A 20,610-nucleotide genomic window follows, 5' to 3' on the forward strand; every position below is an offset into this window, starting at 1 on the left:
CATGGTGGACCTGCCTGACGACGGGCTCGACCTGGCGGTGGGCGGCGTCCGGACACCCGACGACATCGCGGCCAGGGTGCGGCAGATCGCCTGGGAGGCGGACGACCGGCGCGTCGCCGACCTCGCGCTGATCGCCACCGAGCTGGCGGGCAACGCGCGGCGGCACGCCGAGGGGCCGTGGCGGATGCGGGTGTCCAGGGTCGACGAACGGGACGTCCTGCGGGTCGAGGTGGAGGACCGCAGCCCCAGCGTGCTCCCCGTGCTCGGCAGGTCCGACGACCCCGCCGCGGGCAGCGGGCTGCTGCTGGTCAACCGGCTGTCGGTGCGCTGGGGCTTCGACCACCACGAGGACCGCAAGGTGGTGTGGGCGGAAGTCCCGACCCGGTGACGCCACGGGTTGGACGCGCCGCGGCCTGACGTGCGTGGTGTCGTGACGCCGGAACAAGCCCGGTGGTGGCGGGGCAGTGGGTGCGGACACCGCGTCCGGTACCCGGGTCGCTCCCGCCGGTCCACCGGACGTGATCACCCGATGGCGCAAGTCAAGGCAGGCGCTGTCGGGGAGCCGCCGGCGAGGTAGCCGAAGGTCGTGCTCTCCCCCGGCTTCACGGCCGCGTTCCAGGAGACGTTCTTCGCCGTCACGGTGCCGCCGTCGGTGGTGACGGTCGCGCCCCAGACGTGCCGGATCTCTCCATCGCCGGACGGCCAGCTCACCTGCCAGCCCGCGGACGGCGAGTTCTCCTGGTGCCGCACGGTGACCTCGACGTGGTGCCCGGTGCCCCACTGCGCCACCACGCGCATCGTCGCGGTGCAGTGGCCGGGTGTCTTCTTGAAGTCGGGCAGCTCGTCGAGCGTGACGACGTCGGCGTGCTGGTAGACGCGGTGCACGAAGTCGCGGGGGTTGACCACGCCGTCCTGGATGAAGGAGCCGGACCAGGTGACGAACCACGACCAGCGGGCCTCGTAGGCGCGGACCAGGTCCGGGTCCGGGATGGAGCCGACCTCGCCGAGCGCCACCAGCTTGCGGTCGCCGCCCAGCTCGACCAGCCGCTCGTACGGTCCGATCACCGGGCCGTGGTCGCCCTGCGGCGGGTAGGAGTCCATGCTGACCACGTCGACCACGTCGTCACCGGGGTACCACTCCGGCGCGACGGAGTTCCACACCCAGATCAGGTTGTGCAGGCCGTGGTGGCGGACCAGCCGGTCGTGCAGCAGCCGGTACAGCTGCTTGGCGGGCCCGGGGCCCTTCGCGCCCCACCAGAACCAGCCGCCCTCGGCCTCGTGCAGCGGCCGCCACAGGACGGGGACCTTGGCGTCGGCCAGGCGCTTGAGCTGCACCGCGATGCCGTCCATGTCGCGGATCAGCAACCGGTGGTCGGTCGAGTTCGGGTCGGCCAGCGCGGCGGCGAGGTCGAAGGTCGTGGCGTCGGTGTAGAAGCCGCGCCACCACTCCTTGCCCGGCTGGTCGATCAGCCCGGACGGCGCGTTCCAGTGCCACGCCATGGTCACGATCCCGTCACGCCGGTCGTAGGCCAGGGCGTGGTCGACGTCGCGACCGACGGTGCCGCGCTCGACCCGGCTCGGCGAGTAGTCCATCAGGTCGTAGCCGCCGATGGCCGGGGCCTTGCCGATGTTCTGCTCGACCCAGTCGATGCTCGCCTGGTCCTGCTGACCGGACAGGGTGGTGCGGCCGTAGTTGTCGGCGAGGTAGCGCATGAGGCCCTTGGCCTCGGCGGTCGCCGCCGGGTCGGTGAGCGCCCCGGTGACCTGGTGCGGGCCGCGCGGCGCGCTGGGCGTCACCTTGATCGCGTCGATCAGGTACCAGCCCCAGTTGTTGGTGATGGTGACGGTGTTGTCGCCGCGGCGCAGGAGCACCTTGCCCGCCGGGATGGACGTGAAGGTCGGGTGCTCCGGGAACCGCACGTCGCCCAGGCCCGAGCCGTTGAGCGAGAGCGACGCCGTCTTCGCGCCGTACGGGGTGGCGTAGAAGAGGGTGAGGTCGTGCAGGCCGCCGGGGCTGTCCGGGATGGTGATCGTGACGCTGTCGGTGGGCTGGTCGAACCCGCCGACGTAGCCCCGGCCGGAGAAGCCCGCCACGCTCGACTCGACGACGGTGCCGTCGAGCCGGCCGTCCTCGGCTTCGTGCACGCCCGGCGCGGGAGGCGCGCTGGGGGTCACCTTGATCGCGTCGATCAGGTACCAGCCCCACGCGGTGGTGAAGGTGAGGGTGTTGTCGCCCTCGGCCAGCACGAGCCGCGCGCCGGCGGCCTCGGTGAACGTGGGGCTCTCGGCCAGCGCCAGTTCGCCGATGGACGAGCCGTTGAGCGAGACGGCGGTCTGCTTGGGGCCGTAGGGGGCGGCGTAGCGGACGGTAAGGTCGTGCAGGCCGCCGGGGCTGTCCGGGATGGTGATCGTGAGGTGGTCGCCGGGCTCGTCGAAGCCGGTGACGTAGCCGGTATCGGAGAAGCCCTCGACGGTCGACTCCACGGCGACCCCGGCGAGGGCGCCGGACTCGGCCTCGACCCACTCGGCCGACGCGGCGGCCGAGGCCGGCGGGGCGATGGTGGCGGCCAGGAGGGAGACGAGCAGCAGCAACAACCTCACGTCGTTCGTCCCCTTCACCGTCGTTGGCCCGGGTGCCGGCTTCGCCTCCCCATTTCTGGGAGCGCTCCCAGCGAGCATAGGGCGTACGGCGCGCACAACAAAGGAGTTGTTCGCCGGCGCAGCGGGCTCACGCGGGACGGCGCCGCGTGCTCGCGAGGCCGCACAGGTCGTCGGCGACGGCCCACAGCTCTTCCTCGCGCCGCTCGTCGTAGGACTCGGGAGAGGACGGGATCACCTCTCCCCGACTGATGTACGAGCCGCTGTCGCCGGGGCGCGGGCCCGACATCGTCTCGGCCAACAGGCGGCCCGCGTGGGCGGAGGTCGTCGCGAACGGGAACTTGACCAGCGCCTTGCCGACCAGGCGATACGCGGCGTGGCCGAACCGGCCCGCGTCGCGGGACAGGTCGGTGTCGGGCACCATGCCCGGGTTGTAGGAGTAGACGTCCACCCCTTCGGGCAGTCGGCGCCGCAGCGCGTGCACGAGGTAGATCACGCCGAGCTTGCTGGTGGCGTACGCCCGCCGACCCTCCCTGGCCGTGTCCCGCCCCGGCTTGGCCAGCTCGCGCGGGTCGTCCCAGCGCGGCGGCGGGATCAGGCCCAGGGTGTTGAGGTCGGCGTCGTGCACGTCGCTGCCGACCACCACGACGCGGGCCGGGACGGCGAAGTGCGGCCGGAGCAGGGCGAGCAGCAGGTGGTAGGCCAGCACGTTCACGCCGAAGGTCATCTCGATGCCGTCGGCGGTGAGCCGGCGGGCGGTCGCCATCTGCAGGCCCGCGTTGCCGAGGAAGCCGTCCAGCGGCCCGAGGGTGTCGAGCGCGCTCGCGACCTCGGCGGCGGCCCGCCGGATGTCGGCGAACGAGGCCAGGTCGCAGATCACCTCCGAGACGTTGCGGTTGCCCGTGCTCGCGGCCAGTTCGGCGGCCAGACCCGGCCTGCGGTTGAGCACGAGCAGGTGCCGGTCCGGGTGGCGGCGGAGCAGGTGTTCGGCGGCCACGCGGCCCAGGCCCCTGCTCGCGCCGGTCATCACGGTCGTTCCCGTCGGACTGGGGGTGGTCGAGCCGTCGTCCTGGTTCACAGTCTCTCCTGGTATCTGATTCGAACTGGTATCGAGTACCGTACCGGACTTGGTTCCGGAGCGCTATGCTCTGCGCCATGTCGGAACGAGCGCCGCTGCGCGAGCGCAAACAGCAGAGGGCGCGGGAGCAGATCGTGGCGGCGGCGTTCGAGCTGTTCGCCGAACGCGGCTTCGCGGCCGTGACGGTGACCGACATCGCCGAGCGGGCCGAGGTCGGCCGCACCACCTTCTTCCGGTACTTCGGCGACAAGCAGGAAGTCGTCTTCGCCGACGAGGAAGCGGTCGTGGAGGGGGTGACCGGCAGGCACCGCGAGCTGCCTCCGGTGACGGACCTGGCCGGTGCCGTGGCGCAGATGCGCGTGGTCGCGGTGGAGCTGTGCCGGGAGCTGACGGCCGACGGCGAGCACTTCCGGGCGCACGAGCGGCTGGTGCGCGACAACCCCGAGCTGCGCGACCGGGCGGCGCGCAAGTTCGCCCGGCTCGGGGAGAGGTTGCGGGCGACGTTGCTCGAGCGCGGGGCGTCGGCCGAGGTGGCGGTGCTCGCACCCCAGATCGCGCTCGCGTGTTACGCGGCGGGCAGCGCCCTGGCCGACGGTGACCCCGACGTGCTGGCCGGTGCGGTGGACGCCGCGTTCGGGCGGTTGAGCGAGCTGGGCGGCCAGGTCGGGGGGTGACGCCCACCGGCGTCCTCACCGGACCGGTCGAGTCCGAAGACGTCCGGATTGTCGGGGTGGTTTGTTAGGTTTCACCCGCCATGCGACTCATCGGACGTGATCATCCAGCCGGGGTGCTGCGCGCGGAGGTGGACCGCGCGGTGGGCAGCCACGGTGGGCTGGTGCTGGTCGTCGGCGAGGCGGGGATCGGCAAGACGACCCTGGTGACGGTGGCGGCCGAGCAGGCGCGGCGGTCGGGCGCGGTGGTGCTCGGCGGGTCCTGTTGGGACTCCGACAGCGCGCCGGGGTACTGGCCGTGGGTGCAGGTGATCCGGGCGTTGCGGCGGGCGGCGACGGCCGAGGAGTGGGAGTCGGTCGACCCGGGGCCGTTGGCGGTGCTGTTGGGCGAGGCGCGGTCGGAGCAGACGTCGGAGAGCTTCTCGCTGTTCGACGCGGTGACGACGGCACTGGTGGCCGTGTCGCACCACCGGCCCGTGGTGGTGGTGCTGGAGGACTTGCACTGGGCGGACCCGGCGTCGTTGAAGCTGGTGGAGTTCGCGGCGCAGCACACGTGGTTCGAGCGGGTGCTGGTGATCGGAACCTATCGCGACACCGAGGTCGACGCGGACGGCCACCCGCTGCGGCCGTTGATGACGCCGTTGCTCGGGCGTGCGACCACGGTGGCGTTGACGGGGTTGTCGCCGGCCGAGGTCGGCGAGCTGATGGCGCGCACGGCGGGCCGGGAGCCCGATCCGGAGCTGGTGACCGAAGTGCACGTCAGGACCGGCGGGAACCCGTTCTTCGTGGAGCAGACGGCTCGGCTGTGGCACGGTGGCGCGCCGGTGACGGCGATCGCGCCCGGCGTGCGGGACGCGTTGCGGCGGCGGTTGTCGTTGTTGCCGGCGCAGGTCGGCGAGCTGTTGACCACGGCGTCGGTGTTGGGGCACGAGTTCCACCGCAAGGTGCTGGCGGCCACGGCGTCGTTGCCCGTGCCGGCGGTGGACCGGTTGCTCGACCAGGCGGCGCAGGCCCGGTTGGTGCTGGGGTTGGGCGGTGGCCGGTTCTCGTTCGCGCACGACCTGGTGCGGGAGACGCTGTACGGGTCGTTGTCGGATGTGGACGCACGGCACGCGGCGGTCGTGGACGCGTTGGACGGTGAGCTGGCCGACCAGGTGTTCCCCGCGGACCTGGCGCGGCACGCGCACCTGGCCGGTGCACGGCTGCCCGCCGAGCGGGCGGTGGAGCTGATCGTGGCGGCCGCGCGGGACGCCGGCAGGCGGATGGCGGTCGAGGAGGCGGCCGGCCACTACCGGCGCGCGTTGGAGCGGGCCGAGGGCGCCCGGCGGCGGATCGCGGTGGCGCTGGAGCTGGGCAACGAGCTGTACCACTGCGCCGAGCCGGTGGAGGCGCTGCGGGTGTTCGACGAGGCGACGGAGCTGGCGCGGCGGTTGGACGACCCGGAGCCGTTCGCACGGGTGGCGTTGGCGGTGTACCGGTTCGCCGAGGTGGAGGGCCAGGCCGACGGCGTGGTGCGGGACGCGTACCGCCGGTTGATCGGGCCGCCGCCGGACGTGCCGACGGAGGTGTTGGCGCGGGAGATGAGCCTGCACGCCATCGAGGCCGCGCGGGGTGGCGGTGACGACGCGGCGCTGACCTCCGGCTTGTGGGCGGTGCACGACACGACCGTCGGCATCGGCAACGCCGAGCAGCGGCTGGCGTTGACCGACGAGCTGATCGCCGTGGCGCGGCGCAGCGGGGACCACACGGTCGAGCACTTCGCGACGTCGTTCCGGTGGGTGGCGTTGGTGGAACTGGGCGACCCGCGTTACCTGGAGCAGTTGCACGCGTTCGTGGCGCTGTCGGAGCGGCTGGGGATGACCCGGTTCAACTTCTCGGCCGCGATCGACCAGTCGATCATCGCGGTGCTGCACGGCCGGTTCGCCGAGGCGGAGGCGTTGCTGGCCAGGGCGACCGAGCTGGGCGCCGGCAACCACGCCGGGTTCCGGCTGATGTACCTGCACCTGCGGTGGGCGTGGCTGCTGCCGCAGGGCGAGTTCGCGGCGCTGGACGAGCTGATGCCGGAGGTCATGGCGAGCAGCCACCCGTTCCCCGGTCTGCTGGCCGGGATCGCCGCCCTGGAGCGCGGTGACGTGGCGGGTGCCCGGGTCCACGTCGACCAGACGGCGCGGGACGACCGGTTCCAGCCGGTGTTCGAGCCGTTGTGGTTGCGGTTCCACGCGCAGTTCGCCCACGCGGCCGGTGACCGGGAGCTGGCCGCACGGGTGCGGGAGCGGCTGGCGCCGCACCGGGGCAAGTGGCTGGTGTCGCTGTACGGGTGCGACATCAGCGGGCCGGTGGACCTGTGGCTCGGGGTGGTGGACCTGGCGCTGGGCCGGTGCGACGAGGCGGTCGAGGAGCTGGCGGCGGCGCAGCGGTCGGCCGAGCGGATGCGGGCCGCGCCGTGGGCGGCGCGGGCGAGGGCTTACCTGGCGCGGGCGCGAGGGCTGGAGGAGCCGCCGGCCGCGGAGTTCCGCCGTGACGGCGACGTGTGGGCGTTGTCCTACGCCGGGGTCACGGTGCGGATGCCCGACTCGAAAGGGCTGCGGGACCTGCACGTGCTGCTGGGCAGGCCCGGCGAGCCGGTGGAGGCGGTGACGTTGCTGGCGCCGGAGGCGGTCGCGTCGGCGAGGCTGGGCGGTGACCCGGTGCTCGACGACGAGGCGAAGGCGAGGTACCGGCGGCGGCTGGCGCGGTTGGACGAGGAGATCGACCGGGCGTTCGACGACGACCGGGCCGCCGAGCTGGACCGCGAACGCGCCGCGTTGCTGGAGGAGCTGCGCGCGGCCGCGGGTCTGGCGGGCCGCACGCGCAGGCTGGGTGACGAGGCCGAGCGGGCGCGCAAGGCGGTCACCGCCCGGATCCGGGACACGCTGCGCAAGCTGGACGACCGCCACCCCGGTCTCGCGGCCCACCTGCGGGGGACCGTCTCGACCGGGGCGACGTGCGTCTACTCAGGACCGGAGAGGTTCCGGCTCTAGCGTCACTTCCGGTTGTACAGTCGCATGGTCCACGCGCCGAACACGGCGGTGAAGAACACGCCGTAGCCCAGGGTCCAGATCATGGCGTCGCCGTCGAAGCCGCCCGCCATGAGGGCGCGGACCGAGGCGACCAGCTTGCTGATCGGGTTGACGTCGACGAACGCCTGCAACCAGCCCGGCATGGTCCGCGGGTCGACGTAGACGTTGGACAGGAACGTCAGCGGGAACAGGACCAGCATGCTCACGCCCATCACGGACTTCTCGCTGCGCATCAGCAGGCCGAACATCGTCCACACCCACGAGAACGCGAACGAGAACGCCACCAGCACCGCCACGCCCGCCACCACGCCGACGAACCCGCCGCCGGGCCGGAACCCGAGGACCAGGCCGACGACCATGATCACGGTGGAGGCCAGCACGTACCGCAGCAGGTCGCCCAGGATGTAGCCGACCATCGGCGCGGGCCGCCAGATCGGCAGCGTGCGGAACCGGTCGAACACGCCCTTCTCGATGTCGGTGTTCACCGCGACACCCGTGTACATGGTGATCATGACGACGCTGGTGACCGTGATGCCGGGCAGCAGGTACTGGATGTACTCCCCCGGCGACCCGGCCAGCGCGCCGCCGAACAGGTAGGTGAACATCAGGATCATCATGATCGGGAACGCGGTGACGTCGAACAGCTGCTCGGGCACGTGCTTGATCTTGAGCACGGCCCGCCAGCCGAACGTCAGCGACGCCGACAGCGCGCTCGGCCGGCGCGGCTGCTCGGTCTCCAGCAGCACCGCCGCCAAGTCCTCCGCCTTGGGCGCGGGCAGGAGCTCGACTTCCTTGGTGACGGTCACGCCGCCGCCTCCTTCTTGTCGGTGAGGGCCAGGAACACCTCGTCCAGGCTGGGCTGGCCGAGGGAGAACGTGTCGACGGTGATGCCCTCGCGGGCGAGCTGGGCCAACGCCTCGGCGGCCTGCTCGGTGGCGCGGCCGGACAGCCGCGCGGTCAGCGCGACCGGGTCGGCGTCGAGCTGGACGTCGGCCTCCAGCGCGCGGGCCAGGACCTCCTGCGCCCGGGCGCGCTGGTCGGCGTCACGCAGCCGCAGGTGCACCGCGCCGACGCCCACGGACGCCTTCAGTTCGCCCTTGGTGCCCTCGGCGATGACCTTGCCGTGGTCGATCACCGCGATGCGGGACGCGAGCTGGTCGGCCTCGTCCAGGTACTGCGTGGTCAGCAGCACGGTGGTGCCGTGCCCGACCACGGCGCGGACGATGTCCCACACCTGGTTGCGGCTGCGCGGGTCCAGGCCGGTGGTCGGCTCGTCCAGGAACAGCAGCTTCGGCGTGTTCAGGATGCTGGCCGCGATGTCGAGCCGGCGGCGCATGCCGCCCGAGTAGTGCTTGACCTGCTTGGCGGCGGAGTCGGTGAGCCCGAACGCCTCCAGCAGCTGCGCGGCCCGCGCGCGGGCGTGGGCCCGGCCGTGGCCGAGGAGCCTGGCCAGCAGGACCAGGTTCTCGGTGCCGGTCAGGTCCTCGTCCACGGAGGCGTACTGGCCGGTGAGGCTGACCAGCCGGCGGACCGCGTCGGGATCGGCGCGCACGTCGTGGCCGAACACGCGCGCTTCGCCGTCGTCGGGTCGCAGCAGGGTGGCGAGCATGCGGACCGTCGTCGTCTTGCCCGCGCCGTTCGGGCCGAGCAGGCCGTACACCGTCCCGGCGGGCACGGTCAGGTCGACGCCGTCCACCGCTCGGGTGTCGCCGAAGACCTTGACCAGGCCCGACGTTTCGATGGCGTTCATGGATTTCCTTCCCCTAGGAGACGTACGGGCGTCGGGTGCGGGCATCTTTCAGGGCCGACGCCCACCAGGTGAGCTGGTCGAACATCGCTTCCGCGGCACGGCGGCGGTGCTCGGTGTCGAGCGGTTCGTCGACGAGCAGGTTCACGCCGACGGTCGTCCGCACTGTCATGACGTGCAGCTCGGTGAAAACTGAGCGGAGGTGCTCCACCGCGTGCAGGCCCTCGGACCGGTAGCCGTAGGACGCGAACCCGACGGGCTTGGCGTGCCACTCGTCGTAGGCGTGGTCGATGGCCTGCTTGAGCGAGGCCGGGAAGCTGCGGTTGTACTCGGGCGTGACGACGACGAACCCGTCCGCCGCCGCCACCTGGCCGGTGAACCGCCGGACCTCCGCGGTGGGCTGGGCCGGGTAGCACGGCGGGAAGTCGTAGTCGGCCAGGTCGAGGACCACCGGCTCGACGTCCTCGCGCTCGGCCGCGACCTCGGCGACCCACCGGCCGACGCCGTCGCCGACGCGTCCTTCGCGGGTGCTGCCGATGATCACGGCGATGTGCAGCGGCTGCATGCGGCACCTCCTCTCACCCAGGAGGCGCGAGAAACCCCGCCAGACCGGATCTAGCACCCGCGAGTCCAACGCTCAGAACGCGAGAGTCCTACGTTCGGAACACCCGAGTTCAACGCTCAGAACGCGGAACTCCACGCCTCCGCACACGGTGACGTGCGGAAACGTGGAGTTCGGGTGGGTGGGGCTAGATGCGGCAGGTGTCGAGCGAGCTGACCAGGATCGCGCGGGCGCCCACGCGCCACAGCTCGTCCATGATGAACGGCGCGTCGTCGCGCGGCACGAGCGAGCGCACGGCGACCCAGCCCTCGCGGGCCAGCGGCGAGACGGTCGGCGACTCGATGCCGGGCACCAGCTTGAACGCCTCCTCCTGCGCCTCCACGGGGCAGTCGAAGTCGAGGATCACGTACCGGCGGGCGATCAGCACGCCCTGCAACCTGCGGTGCAGGATCTCGACCGCGCGCACCGCGTCGGGTGCGTCGGCGACGGTGTCACCCTGGATCAGCACGGCCTCGGACTTGAGGATCGGCGAGCCGAACGTCTCCAGGCCCGAGGTCTTCAGCGTGATGCCGGTCTCGACCACGTCGGCGATCGCGTCGGCCACGCCCAGCTCGACCGCGGTCTCCACCGCGCCGTCGAGCCGCACGAGGTGCGCCTTGATGCCGAGGTCGGACAGGTGGTGCTCGACCAGGTTCGGGTAGCTGGTCGCGATCCGCTTGCCCTCCAGGCCCGCGGCGTCGTGGATGCCGCCGGGCTTGGACGCGAAGTAGAACGACGCCCGGCCGAAGCCCAGCGGCAGGATTTCCTTCGCCGACACGGTGGAATCGAGCAGCAGATCACGCCCGGTGATGCCGACGTCCAAAGACCCCTCGCCCACGTACACCGCGATGTCGCGGGGACGCAGGAAAAAGAACTGCACATCATTTGCCGGGTCCGCCACGATCAGCTCACGGCCGGACCTGTTCACCCGGTAACCCGCTTCGGCCAGCATTTGCGCCGCGGGAGCACTCAACGAGCCCTTGTTGGGCAGGGCGAAGCGAAGAGGAGCCATGCCGCGAAGTCTCCCACACCGACGGGGCCACCCCCGTCTCGGGTATGCCCAGGTGTCCCACGGTGTGGAAACCACGGGGTGTCGCCCCGGCGTCACCCGTCCGTGCTTCCCACCACGTGAACACCGAGGGCCCGGCGGAGGCAATCAACGCATTCGAGGTCGATTGTCAAACACATTAGAGAAAGCGCCCGACCTTCGTCCGGGTGGTCAATGGCCAGCCCGCGCCGAAAGACACCGCGACCGCGGTCGCCGCCACCAGGAATGCTTTCACCTCGGCCGGGAACGGCAACGGCCGGGCCGTCACCGCGAGCACGATCAGCACCGGCCCCTGGATGAAGAACGCGGCGAACGCCCCACGCGCGAGCGCCGCCGCGAACGGCCCGTCACGGGTCAGCCGCCGTTGCGCCCAGCCGAGCAGCCACACCGACCCACCGACCACGAGCACCGCTTCCACGACGGCGAACAGCAGCGACTCCCACCGCCGGCCGCCCAGGAACGGCCCCGCCTGACCGGCCAGGTCCGACACGCCCAGGGCGACCGCGACCACCGGCACGGACAGGATCGTCAGCGCCGCGACCACCCGGCTGCCGCGCCACATCCGCTCCGGCACCCGCTGGGCGAGGCCCGCGCGAGCACCCACGATGCCCAGGCCGAACATGGCGATGAGCTGCGGCCACCACCAGACGTGCAGGTCACCGACCTGCCCGCTGCGCGCCGGGAACCACAGCCGCACCGCGAACGTGCTCACCACGACCCCGGCGGTGACCGCGACGAGGTGCCCGCCGGTCAGCACGACCGGCTCCGGGCGGGGCCTGCCGACCGCCGCGTAGGCGACGGAGAACAGCAGCAGGAAATCCACGAACCACAGCGAGCCGGAGTCCAGCAGCGGGTCGCGGTGGGCGAACACCCACCACGGCGTGACGTCGTGCCCGGCGGCGCGGTAGCCCACCCACGGCGTCAGCGGCCACACCAGCAGGGCGGACAGCACGAACGGGACGCCGAGGCGGACGAGCCGGTCGCGGAGGAACCGGGCGGTCCCCTTGCGCGCCGGGGACTGCGGCGTGAACAGGCCGGACAGCAGGTAGAAGGTGCCCATGAGGAACAGCCCGGACGGGCCGAGCACGGCCGCCGGCACGGCCTCGACGTGAGGCTCGAAGGTGACTTCGTTGACCTCGTCGTACGGCCACCCGCCCACCGCCGAGTACCCGAGGAGCGCGTGCCCGCCGATCACCCAGGCGACGAGCAGCACCTTCAGGTTGTCCACCGCGGCCAGCCGGGACCGCTGCCCCACCTCTGCGGTCATCATCCCGAGGTAACGGCCGCGGGCCGCGATTCACGCGTCAATTCGCGTTGGACCACCAGGTGGCCTGGGTGATGACGGAGAAGCCCAGCGACCGGTACAGCGGCAGGCCAGGTTTGGCTGCGGTGAGGGTCATCGGGACCGGGAACTCGGTGATCATCGCGTGCATGAGCGTCCGGGCGACACCGCGCGAGCGGTGCTCGGGCAGGGTCGTCACCCAGTAGACGCCGACCGCGTCGTCCGCCTCGACGGTCAGGCACGCCCCGGCCACGACGCCGTCACGCCACACCGTGTGCGCCCGGAAGCCCTCGCGGTCCTTCAACGCCAGGGGCAGCGCGTTGCCGGTCGGGAAACCGGGCAGCGGGAAGCCTTCGACCACGACCCGCTCGGCGACGGCCCACTCCTCGGGCGTGCGCACCGACCGCACGTCCAGCGCGGGCGGCGGGACGGGCGCGTGCGGCCGGATCATGACCGGCAGGTGCCGGGCGGTGAGGCCGAGGGCCGCGCCGTCGATCGTGCCGAACGAGTCCTCGACCACCACCCGCGCCTCGGCGCGCTTGGCCAGCAACTGGAGTTCGGCGAAGTCGTCCGGGTCGGGGTCCGGGCGCACCGCGAGCACGCGCAGCAGCGTGGGCCCGTTCATCGCGAGGAACGAGGGCCGGGTGATCAGGTCGTGCCCGCGGGTGCGGGCCAGCCCGGTGGTCAGGACGGCGGCGTTGCGCACCGCGAGCTGCAGCGAGGCGGACATGGGCCGAACCCTATGCGGCACGGTGGCCGGTGGTCAGTCCATTTCCGCCTCGCCGCGGGTGGTCGCTCAGCGCCCGGCGAGCAGCTGGTCGAACGGCACGAACCCGGCGGTGGCGGGCTGGGTGGGCGCGCGGCCGACGAGCAGGTCGGCCAGCTCCCCCGCGGCCCGGTCGACGCGGCCGGGCAGCCCTTCCGCGCCCCAGTCCGACGACGCGGCGTACACGCCGGTCGGCACGACGATCGCCCGCAGGTAGGCGAACAGCGGCCGCAGGGCGTGGTCGAGCACCAGCGAGTGGCGCTCGGTGCCGCCGGTCGCGCCGATCAGCACCGGCTTGCCCGCCAGCGACTCCGGCTCCAGCACGTCCACGAAGGACTTGAACAGCCCGTTGTAGGACGCGTTGAACGTGGGCGTCACGGCGATCAGGGCGTCGGCGCTCACCACCGACTCCACCACCTCGCGCAACCGCGCGCTCGGGAAGCCGGTGACGAGGTTGTCCGCGATGTCCCGGGCGACGTCCCGCAGGTGCGTCGTGCGCACCTGCAGGCCGGGCACGAACCGTTCGGTGGCCTCGGCCAGCCGGGTCGCCAGCAGCTGGGTGGACGAGGGCGACCCGAGCCCGGCCTGCACGACGGCGAGCGTGGTCATCGGACACCTGCCTTGAGCAGCGAAGCGTGGGTGGGGGCGTCGGGCACGTCGGCCGGTCGGCCGACCGCGAACTCGCGGCGCAGCGTCGGCACGATCTCGCCGAGGAAGTCCAGCTGCTCCAGCACGGTCTTCAGCGGCAGGCCCGCGTGGTCCATCAGGAACAGCTGGCGCTGGTAGTCGCCGAAGTGCTCGCGGAAGGTCAGCGTCTTGTCGATGACCTCCTGCGGGCTGCCGACGGTCAGCGGCGTCTGCTCGGTGAACTCCTCCAGCGACGGGCCGTGCCCGTACACCGGGGCGTTGTCGAAGTACGGCCGGAACTCGCGCACGGCGTCCTGCGAGTTGCGGCGCATGAACACCTGGCCGCCGAGGCCGACGATCGCCTGGTGCGCGGCGCCGTGGCCGTAGTGCTCGTAGCGCTCGCGGTAGAACCCGATCAGCCGCTGGAAGTGCTCCTTGGGCCAGAAGATGTGGTTGGCGAAGAAGCCGTCGCCGTAGTAGGCGGCCTGCTCGGCGATCTGCGGGCTGCGGATCGAGCCGTGCCAGACGAACGGCGGCACGTCGTCGAGCGGGCGGGGCGTCGAGGTGAACGACTGCAACGGCGTGCGGTGCTTGCCCTCCCAGTCGACCACGTCCTCGCGCCAGAGCTTGTGCAGCAGGGCGTAGTTCTCGATGGCGAGGTCGATGCCGTCGCGGATGTCCTTGCCGAACCAGGGGTAGACCGGTCCGGTGTTGCCCCGACCCATGATCAGGTCGACCCGGCCGTCGGCCAGGTGCTGGAGCATCGCGTAGTCCTCGGCGATCTTCACCGGGTCGTTGGTGGTGATCAGCGTGGTCGCGGTGGACAGGATCAGCCGCTCGGTGCGCGCCGCGATGTAGCCGAGCATGGTCGTCGGCGAGGACGGCACGAAGGGCGGGTTGTGGTGCTCGCCGGTCGCGAAGACGTCCAGGCCGACCTCTTCGGCCTTGAGCGCGATGGCGACCATGGCCTTGATGCGCTCGGCCTCGGTCGGCGTCCGCCCCGTGGTCGGGTCGGGCGTCACGTCGCCGACGGTGAAGACACCGAACTGCATGGCCACTCCTCAAGTAGTTGCGCTTTCAACTAACCGGCACAACGGTACCGGGTCGCCGGCTATTCCGGTGTTGTCTGGTGGCGCGGAGCACGCCAAGGTGTGTGTCACGGGTCACCGATGGGGGAGGCACGGCACGGTGATGCACGGGTCGGAGCACCACGAGCTGGTGCGGCGCACTGCGGAGATCGTCCCGGTTCTGCGCGCCCACGCCGCCTGGGGTGACGAGCACCGCAGGCTGCACGAGGCCGCGTTGGAGGCGATGGCGGACGCGGGCGTGCTGCGGCTGCGGGTGCCCGCCGAGCACGGCGGCCTGGAGGCCGACCTGGCCACCGTCGTCGAGGTGATCGCTGAGCTCGCCCGCGGCGACGGGTCGGCGGCGTGGACGGCGGCGGTGTGGGCCACCTCCACCTGGGTGGTCGGCCAGTTCCCGGCCGACGTGCGGCGCGAGGTGTTCGCCAAACCGGACGTGCGCGTCACCGGCATCCTCAGCCCCACCGCCACGGCCGAGCCGGTCGGCGGCGGCGTGCTGGTCAACGGGCGGTGGGCGTTCACCACCGGCGCGTCGCAGAGCCACTGGATCACCAACGCCGCGCTGCTGCTGCCGGACCGCGCGCCGGTGGCGCTGGCCATCCCGCTGGTCGACCTGGAGGTCGTGGACGACTGGCACACCACCGGGCTGCGCGCGACCGGCAGCGTGACCACGGTGGCCAAGGACGTGTTCGTGCCCGCGGAACGGGTGCTGCGGCTCGCGCCCGTGCTGGGCGCCCACCCCGACGCGGCCGAGCCGATGTTCCGCGCGCCGTTCATGCCCGCGGCCTGCGCGGCGGTCGGCGCGCCCGCGGTCGGTCTGGCCCGTGCGGCGGTGGACGGGGCTCGCGCGACCGCGTCGGCCGCCGGGCTGCGGGAGGCGACGGTGCTGGCCGACGAGGCGGAGTTCCACGCCCGCCGCACCGCCGCCGTGGTCGACCTCAAGGCCGCGGGCGGCGAGGAGTGGACGCCCGAGGAGCACGCGGGCGTGCGCCGCGACCTCGGCGAGGCGTGCCTGCGGGCCAGGGACGCGGTCGACGTGCTCGGCGGGGACGACCCGACCCTGCACCGCATCCAGCGCGACGTGCACGCGGTGAACCTGCACGCGATCCTGCACCCCAACGCCAACCTGGAGCGCTACAGCTCCGTGTTCCTGGGCCGCCCGCGCGAGTCCTGAGGCCGTGCCCCGGTCACGGTCCCAGAGCGGTCCACTCGGCCGACGACGTGCCGACCAACGCGCCGTCCGGGCCGTAGACCGAGGTCAGGTTGGTGGCGACCCGGCCGACCCGTCGCACCTGCCGCGCGACCACGACGTGCGGCTCGCCCGGCTTCGGCGTGCCGACGAGGTCCGCGGTCATCCGGGTCAGCACCATCGGGTCGTCGCGGGGGTCGGTGGTCCAGCCGCCGGGGCAGTCCAGCACGCCCCACAGCACCTCCGGCGACACCTCCTCCGGCACCCACGTGCACGCGACCGTGTCGGCCCGCCCCGGGACGGGGCCGGGCGCGAGGAACAGGCCGTCGGCCCGCTCGTGCCCGCACACGAAGCAGGTGGGGAACGGGTGGTCCTCCCAGCCCAGGAAACCCTCCATGGCCAGGTCCGCCTCGGCCTGGGACACCGGTGGCACGGCCGGCACGGGCTCGGTGGTGCGGGTGACCGCGGCGACGACCAGCTCACCCAGCACCAGCACGGCCTGGTCGGGCCCGGCCTCCAGTCGCATCGGCCGTTCCAGCGGCGGCGGGAGGAGCAGCGAGACCACGGCGGTGCCCTCGGCGGGCGGCGCGAGACCGGCCAGCATCCCGCACACGTACCCGCCCTGCCCCGACTGCGGCGGCCCGTTGAACCGGGCCGGCACCAGCACTTCGCTCTCGGTGATCACGCCCCGACTCTGCCACGGACGACCGTCGCCCGTCAGCGGCGAACCCCGGGTCGGGTACGGCGGGAACGAGTCCCGCCGCACGTCGGCGTCGAGGACGACCGTCAGTCGCGTTCGACCAGGTGACCCACCACGTCCGGGCCGGGGTGCGCGTGCCCCGAGCCGTCCCGGCGCTCGTCCGGCACGGGCAGCTCCACCGGCGACCCGTTGCGCGCCGCGCCCGCCGGCCGCGGCCCGACCCAGGCCAGCGCCAACGCCGTCTCCCCCTTGAGGAACCGGTGCGCCCGCACACCACCCGTGGCCCGGCCCTTCGCCGGGTACGCCGAGAACGGCGTCACCTTCACGCTCTGCCCGGTCGACGTGACGACCATCGGCTCACCGTGCTCGTCGTCGTCCGTGCGCACCGCCCCGAAGAACACCACCCGCGCGTCCGAACCCACGTTGATGCCGGCCATGCCACCACCGCGCAGGCCCTGCGGCCGCACCAGCGACGCGGAGTACCGCAACAGCGACGCCTCCGACGTGACGAACACCAGCGTCTCGTCCGCGCCGGACAGCCACGTCGCGCCGACCACCTCGTCACCCACCTTGAGGGTGATCACCTCGAACTCGTCCGACCGCACCGGCCACTCCGGCGCGCACACCTTCACCGTGCCCTGCCGCGTGCCCAGCGCGAGCCCCGGCGACTCGGTGTCGGTCAGCGGCGCGATGCCCACGACCCGCTCACCGGCTTCCAGGTCCACCAGCTCCCCGGCGGCCATGCCCCCGCTCAACGACACCGTGCCGCTCTGCTCGGGCAGCACCGGCAACGGCAGCACGTCGGTCTTGAACGCCCGACCCCGGTTGGTCACCAGCAGCACCTGGCCGCGTGCCGTCGTGTGCACGGTCGCCGCCACCGCGTCGTGCTTGGTCCGCCCGTTGCGCCGGCGCGCCTCCGAGGACTCCTCCGACTCCGCCGCCGTCCGCGCCACCAACCCGGTCGCGGACAGGATCACCTGGCACGGGTCGTCGGCGACCTCCAGCGGCCCGGCCGGCTTCGACGCCGCCAGCACCTCCTTCAGGTCGCCGTCCAGCAACGTGGTCCGGCGCTCCTGCTGGAGGTCCTTGGCCACCTTCGCCAGCTCCGTCGACACGACCTTGCGCAGCACGGCCGGGTCATCGAGGATCTTGCTCAGCTCGGCGATCTCGTTGCGCAGCTTCTCCTGCTCCGCCTCCAGCTCCAGCGAGTCGTAGCGGGTCAGCCGGCGCAACGGCGTGTCGAGGATGTAGGTCGCCTGGATCTCGGAGAGCTTGAACTTCGCCATCAAGCCCTCCTTCGCGGCGGCGGCGTTCTCGCTGCCCCGGATGAGCTTGATCACCTTGTCGATGTCCAGCAGGGCCTTGAGCAGGCCCTCGACCAGGTGCAACCGGTCCTCGCGCTTGCGCCTGCGGAACCTCGTGCGCCGGGTGACGACCTCGTAGCGGTGCTTGAGGAACACCTCCAGCAGCGCCTTGAGGCCCAGCGTGCGGGGCTGGCCCTCCACCAGCACCAGGTTGTTGATGCCGAACGACTGCTCCAGCGGCGTGAGCCGGTACAGGTCGGCCAGCAGCGCCTGCGGGTTCACGCCGACCTTGCACTCGATCACCACGCGGGTGCCGTTCTCGCGGTCGGTGAGGTCCTTGACGTCGGAGATCCCGGTCAGCCGCTTGGACTTGGTCACCTCGTCGGTGATCTTCTCGATGATCTTCTCCGGGCCGACGCCGTAGGGCAGCTCGGTGACCGTGATCGCCTGCCTGCCCCGGCTGCCCTCCAGCAACCCGATCTCGACCTTGGCGCGCATCCGCACCACGCCGCGCCCGGTCTCGTAGGCCTTGCGCACCTCGTCCAGCCCGAGCAGCACCCCGCCGGTCGGCAGGTCGGGGCCCGGGATGAACTCCATCAGCTTGTCCAGCGTCGCGTCCGGGTGCGTCACCAGGTGCCGCGCCGCCGCCACGACCTCGCCCAGGTTGTGCGGGATCATGTTCGTCGCCATCCCGACCGCGATCCCGGACGTGCCGTTGACCAGCAGGTTCGGGAACGCCGCGGGCAGCACGGACGGCTCCTGCAACGAGCCGTCGTAGTTCGGCCGGAAGTCGACCGTCTCCTCGTCCAGCTCGCCGACCAGCAACATCGCCGCCGGCGACATCCGTGCTTCGGTGTACCGCGACGCGGCCGGGCCGTCGTCCGGACTGCCGAAGTTGCCGTGCCCGTCGATCAACGGCGTGTTCAGCGAGAAGTCCTGGGCCAGGCGGACCATCGCGTCGTAGATCGCGGTGTCGCCGTGGGGGTGGTACTTGCCCATGCAGTTGTGCACCACGGAACCGCCGACCACGAAGGCGTGCTCGGGGCTGGAGACCCGGATGTCGTAGGTGGTGGCCTGCGCGGCCGGCTCGACCGACACGACGTGCGGCGACGGCGTGTCGCCGGCCCGCCTGGCGGCGCGGATCACCCGCACCAGGCCGTCCTGGCGCGGGCCGACGCCGGTCCAGCGCAGCAGCGCCACGGCCAGCGCCGCCGCGTCACGCCCGGTGACCGTCAGGGTGGTCGCGTCACGGCGGGCGCGGATGCCGGAGTCGGCGAGCAGGGCGTGCTCGGCGTCCCCGCCGGGCAGCACGATGCCGTCGCGGACCTCGCCGGCGGCGACGAACAGGCCGGCGAGGTAGGGCGTCCACGCCGAGCGGTCGCGCAGCACGGCGTCCAGCCGGCCGGTCGCGGCCGCTTCGAGCCCGGCGTGCCGGGCGAACGTCAGCGTGAGCCGGTCGCCGTCCTTGTGCCGGGACGTGGTCACGTCGTGCGCGATGGCCCAGCCGTGCGCGATGTCGATCGCGTCGACGTTCGTCGACTCCAGCCGCACCCGACCGTCGGCCCGCACGTCGCCGGTCGCGGCCACCAGGCCGAGCACGAACCCGGTCGCGTCGCCGTCGGCGAGCAGGTTCGCGTGCCGGTCCGGGCCGAACGCGCCCGTACGCACGCCGGTCAGGTCGCGGGCGGCGGTCCAGTCGGCGTCGGTCCAGCCGTCCCCGGTGTGGAACCGCTGACCCGGCGTGACGAGCATCGAGTGCCCGTCCGACCAGGTCACGCGGACCAGCTCGGACACCGGGTTCTCGTAGACCGCGTCGACCTCGACCGGCTCGCCCCGCCCGTCCAGCACCAGGTCGCCGACCTCGATCTCTTCGATCGGCCGCAGGCCCTCGGGGGTGGACACCAGCGCGCCGCGCACGAAGCAGTCGCCGACCACGCGGGACGACTTCACGTACGCGCTGGTCGGGCGGTAGCCCTGCTCGTTCATCGAGAACAGGATCCGGCGGTGCACCGGCTTGAGGCCGTCCCGCGCGTCGGGCAGGGCCCGCGAGTGGATCACCGAGTAGGCGTACTCCAGGTAGGAGTCCTCGATCTCGGTGGTCAGGGAGTTGTCGAAGACCTGGGCGCCCGCGTTGTCGAAGGCGGACGGGTCGACCCTGGTCGTGGGGGTCTTGCGGCGTGCCATGGTCGGTCGTTCCCTCGTGTGTTCGGGCGTGTCAGACGTCGATCGCGGACTGGTCGACCCGGGCGGCCGACTCGACGAGCCACGCCCGGCGCGGCTCGACCTTCTCCCCCATCAGCAGCTCCAACGCGGCCTCGGCGGCTTCGGCGTCGTGCATGGTGATGCGGCGCACGGAGCGGGTGGCCGGGTTCATCGTGGTCTCCCACAGCTCGTCGGCGTCCATCTCGCCGAGGCCCTTGAACCGGGGCACGGGCTTGACCACCGTCTTGCCGGCCTTCTCCAGCCGGGCGACCTTCTGCTCCATCTCGCGCTGGCTGAACGTGAAGTGGGTCTCGGGGTTGCGCCCCTTGGTCATCACCTTGTGCAGCGGGGGCATCGCGGCGTAGAGCCGCCCGTCCTCGATCACCGGCCGCATGTACTTGGCGAACAGGGTGATCAGCAACGTCCGGATGTGCGAGCCGTCGACGTCGGCGTCGGCCATCAGGATGACCCGGCCGTAGCGCATCGCGCCCAGGTCGAACGTCCGCCCGGTGCCCGCGCCCAGGACCTGGACGATGCTGGCGATCTCGGCGTTGCGCAGGGTGTCGGCGAGGCTGGCCTTCTGCACGTTGAGGATCTTGCCGCGCAACGGCAGCAGCGCCTGGTACTCCGACACCCGGGCCATGCGGGCGCTGTTG

16 protein-coding genes and 1 pseudogene are annotated in these 20,610 nt (G+C 72.3%); 4 read left to right on the top strand and 13 right to left on the bottom strand.

Features of this window, described 5'->3' with window-relative positions; genetic code table 11:
- Position 1: 1 nt before the first annotated feature.
- Entirely contained in the window at positions 2-388 is a 387-nt protein-coding gene (locus LZG04_RS36140) for an ATP-binding protein (RefSeq protein ID WP_374202964.1), read from the top strand.
- 134 nt (positions 389-522) lie between these two features.
- Here LZG04_RS36140 and LZG04_RS36145 read toward each other — a convergent pair whose 3' ends face one another.
- Together LZG04_RS36145 and LZG04_RS36150 are read right to left on the bottom strand one after the other, a co-directional pair.
- Complete coding sequence (locus LZG04_RS36145) at positions 523-2,601, bottom strand: glycosyl hydrolase (protein WP_233825705.1); 2,079 nt, start codon at positions 2,599-2,601, stop codon at positions 523-525.
- A 127-nt stretch (positions 2,602-2,728) separates the two neighbouring features.
- The gene (locus LZG04_RS36150) at positions 2,729-3,676 is read right to left on the bottom strand and encodes an SDR family NAD(P)-dependent oxidoreductase (protein ID WP_233825707.1); all 948 of its coding nucleotides are present in this window, start codon (positions 3,674-3,676) and stop codon (positions 2,729-2,731) included.
- A 77-nt stretch (positions 3,677-3,753) separates the two neighbouring features.
- Here LZG04_RS36150 and LZG04_RS36155 point away from each other — a divergent pair, with 77 nt between their 5' ends.
- Entirely contained in the window at positions 3,754-4,350 is a 597-nt protein-coding gene (locus LZG04_RS36155) for a TetR/AcrR family transcriptional regulator (RefSeq protein WP_233825709.1), read from the top strand.
- An 80-nt stretch (positions 4,351-4,430) separates the two neighbouring features.
- The gene (locus LZG04_RS36160) at positions 4,431-7,367 is read left to right on the top strand and encodes an AAA family ATPase (RefSeq protein WP_233825711.1); all 2,937 of its coding nucleotides are present in this window, start codon (positions 4,431-4,433) and stop codon (positions 7,365-7,367) included.
- Positions 7,368-7,369: 2 nt separating this feature from the next.
- Here LZG04_RS36160 and LZG04_RS36165 read toward each other — a convergent pair whose 3' ends face one another.
- From LZG04_RS36165 to LZG04_RS36200, 8 genes are all read right to left on the bottom strand, one after another.
- Positions 7,370-8,212 (bottom strand): ABC transporter permease, encoded by an 843-nt coding sequence (locus LZG04_RS36165; RefSeq protein ID WP_233825713.1) that lies wholly within the window; start codon positions 8,210-8,212, stop codon positions 7,370-7,372.
- On the bottom strand, positions 8,209-9,156 hold the full coding sequence (locus LZG04_RS36170) for an ATP-binding cassette domain-containing protein (protein WP_233825715.1): 948 nt from the start codon (positions 9,154-9,156) through the stop codon (positions 8,209-8,211). The genes LZG04_RS36165 and LZG04_RS36170 overlap by 4 nt, the downstream gene beginning before the upstream one ends.
- 13 nt (positions 9,157-9,169) lie before the next feature.
- The gene (locus tag LZG04_RS36175; protein WP_233825717.1) at positions 9,170-9,718 is read right to left on the bottom strand and encodes an NADPH-dependent FMN reductase; all 549 of its coding nucleotides are present in this window, start codon (positions 9,716-9,718) and stop codon (positions 9,170-9,172) included.
- 184 nt (positions 9,719-9,902) lie between these two features.
- Positions 9,903-10,766: an ATP phosphoribosyltransferase gene (gene hisG, locus LZG04_RS36180; RefSeq protein ID WP_233825719.1), complete on the bottom strand. Its 864-nt coding sequence runs from the start codon at positions 10,764-10,766 to the stop codon at positions 9,903-9,905.
- A gap of 175 nt (positions 10,767-10,941) precedes the next feature.
- Positions 10,942-12,069, bottom strand: coding sequence for an acyltransferase (locus LZG04_RS36185; protein ID WP_233825721.1), 1,128 nt, complete (start codon positions 12,067-12,069; stop codon positions 10,942-10,944).
- A 37-nt stretch (positions 12,070-12,106) separates the two neighbouring features.
- On the bottom strand, positions 12,107-12,814 hold the full coding sequence (locus LZG04_RS36190) for a GNAT family N-acetyltransferase (protein WP_233825723.1): 708 nt from the start codon (positions 12,812-12,814) through the stop codon (positions 12,107-12,109).
- Between the two features lie 66 nt (positions 12,815-12,880).
- Positions 12,881-13,459 (bottom strand): FMN reductase, encoded by a 579-nt coding sequence (locus tag LZG04_RS36195; RefSeq protein WP_233825725.1) that lies wholly within the window; start codon positions 13,457-13,459, stop codon positions 12,881-12,883.
- Positions 13,456-14,529: an LLM class flavin-dependent oxidoreductase gene (locus tag LZG04_RS36200; protein WP_233825727.1), complete on the bottom strand. Its 1,074-nt coding sequence runs from the start codon at positions 14,527-14,529 to the stop codon at positions 13,456-13,458. Before LZG04_RS36200 ends, LZG04_RS36195 begins: the two co-directional genes overlap by 4 nt.
- 139 nt (positions 14,530-14,668) lie before the next feature.
- Here LZG04_RS36200 and LZG04_RS36205 point away from each other — a divergent pair, with 139 nt between their 5' ends.
- Positions 14,669-15,733 carry an acyl-CoA dehydrogenase family protein gene (locus tag LZG04_RS36205; protein WP_233825729.1) on the top strand — a complete coding sequence of 355 codons (1,065 nt, stop codon included), beginning with the start codon at positions 14,669-14,671 and terminating at the stop codon, positions 15,731-15,733.
- Between the two features lie 13 nt (positions 15,734-15,746).
- On the opposite strand, the gene LZG04_RS36210 is transcribed toward LZG04_RS36205, so the two are convergent.
- From LZG04_RS36210 to LZG04_RS42820, 3 genes and pseudogenes are all read right to left on the bottom strand, one after another.
- A complete protein-coding gene (locus LZG04_RS36210; protein WP_233825731.1) occupies positions 15,747-16,433 on the bottom strand; it encodes a hypothetical protein in 687 nt (228 codons plus the stop codon).
- Between the two features lie 101 nt (positions 16,434-16,534).
- Complete coding sequence (locus LZG04_RS36215) at positions 16,535-19,936, bottom strand: DNA topoisomerase (ATP-hydrolyzing) (protein WP_233825734.1); 3,402 nt, start codon at positions 19,934-19,936, stop codon at positions 16,535-16,537.
- 31 nt (positions 19,937-19,967) lie between these two features.
- A pseudogene (locus LZG04_RS42820) lies at positions 19,968-20,609 on the bottom strand (toprim domain-containing protein); the annotation flags it as partial.
- Position 20,610 lies beyond the last annotated feature (1 nt).

The organism is Saccharothrix sp. S26 (assembly GCF_021390395.1).
Classification (GTDB): domain Bacteria; phylum Actinomycetota; class Actinomycetes; order Mycobacteriales; family Pseudonocardiaceae; genus Actinosynnema.

Coding starts and splice junctions, on each gene's coding strand:
- LZG04_RS36170 (WP_233825715.1), bottom strand. CDS start 9,156: ATGAACGCCATCGAAACGTCGGGCCTGGTCAAGGTCTTCGGCGACACC.
- LZG04_RS36205 (WP_233825729.1), top strand. CDS start 14,669: ATGCACGGGTCGGAGCACCACGAGCTGGTGCGGCGCACTGCGGAGATC.
- LZG04_RS36185 (WP_233825721.1), bottom strand. CDS start 12,069: ATGACCGCAGAGGTGGGGCAGCGGTCCCGGCTGGCCGCGGTGGACAAC.
- hisG (WP_233825719.1), bottom strand. CDS start 10,766: ATGGCTCCTCTTCGCTTCGCCCTGCCCAACAAGGGCTCGTTGAGTGCT.
- LZG04_RS36190 (WP_233825723.1), bottom strand. CDS start 12,814: ATGTCCGCCTCGCTGCAGCTCGCGGTGCGCAACGCCGCCGTCCTGACC.
- LZG04_RS36175 (WP_233825717.1), bottom strand. CDS start 9,718: ATGCAGCCGCTGCACATCGCCGTGATCATCGGCAGCACCCGCGAAGGA.
- LZG04_RS36140 (WP_374202964.1), top strand. CDS start 2: ATGGTGGACCTGCCTGACGACGGGCTCGACCTGGCGGTGGGCGGCGTC.
- LZG04_RS36155 (WP_233825709.1), top strand. CDS start 3,754: ATGTCGGAACGAGCGCCGCTGCGCGAGCGCAAACAGCAGAGGGCGCGG.
- LZG04_RS36215 (WP_233825734.1), bottom strand. CDS start 19,936: ATGGCACGCCGCAAGACCCCCACGACCAGGGTCGACCCGTCCGCCTTC.
- LZG04_RS36195 (WP_233825725.1), bottom strand. CDS start 13,459: ATGACCACGCTCGCCGTCGTGCAGGCCGGGCTCGGGTCGCCCTCGTCC.
- LZG04_RS36160 (WP_233825711.1), top strand. CDS start 4,431: ATGCGACTCATCGGACGTGATCATCCAGCCGGGGTGCTGCGCGCGGAG.
- LZG04_RS36200 (WP_233825727.1), bottom strand. CDS start 14,529: ATGCAGTTCGGTGTCTTCACCGTCGGCGACGTGACGCCCGACCCGACC.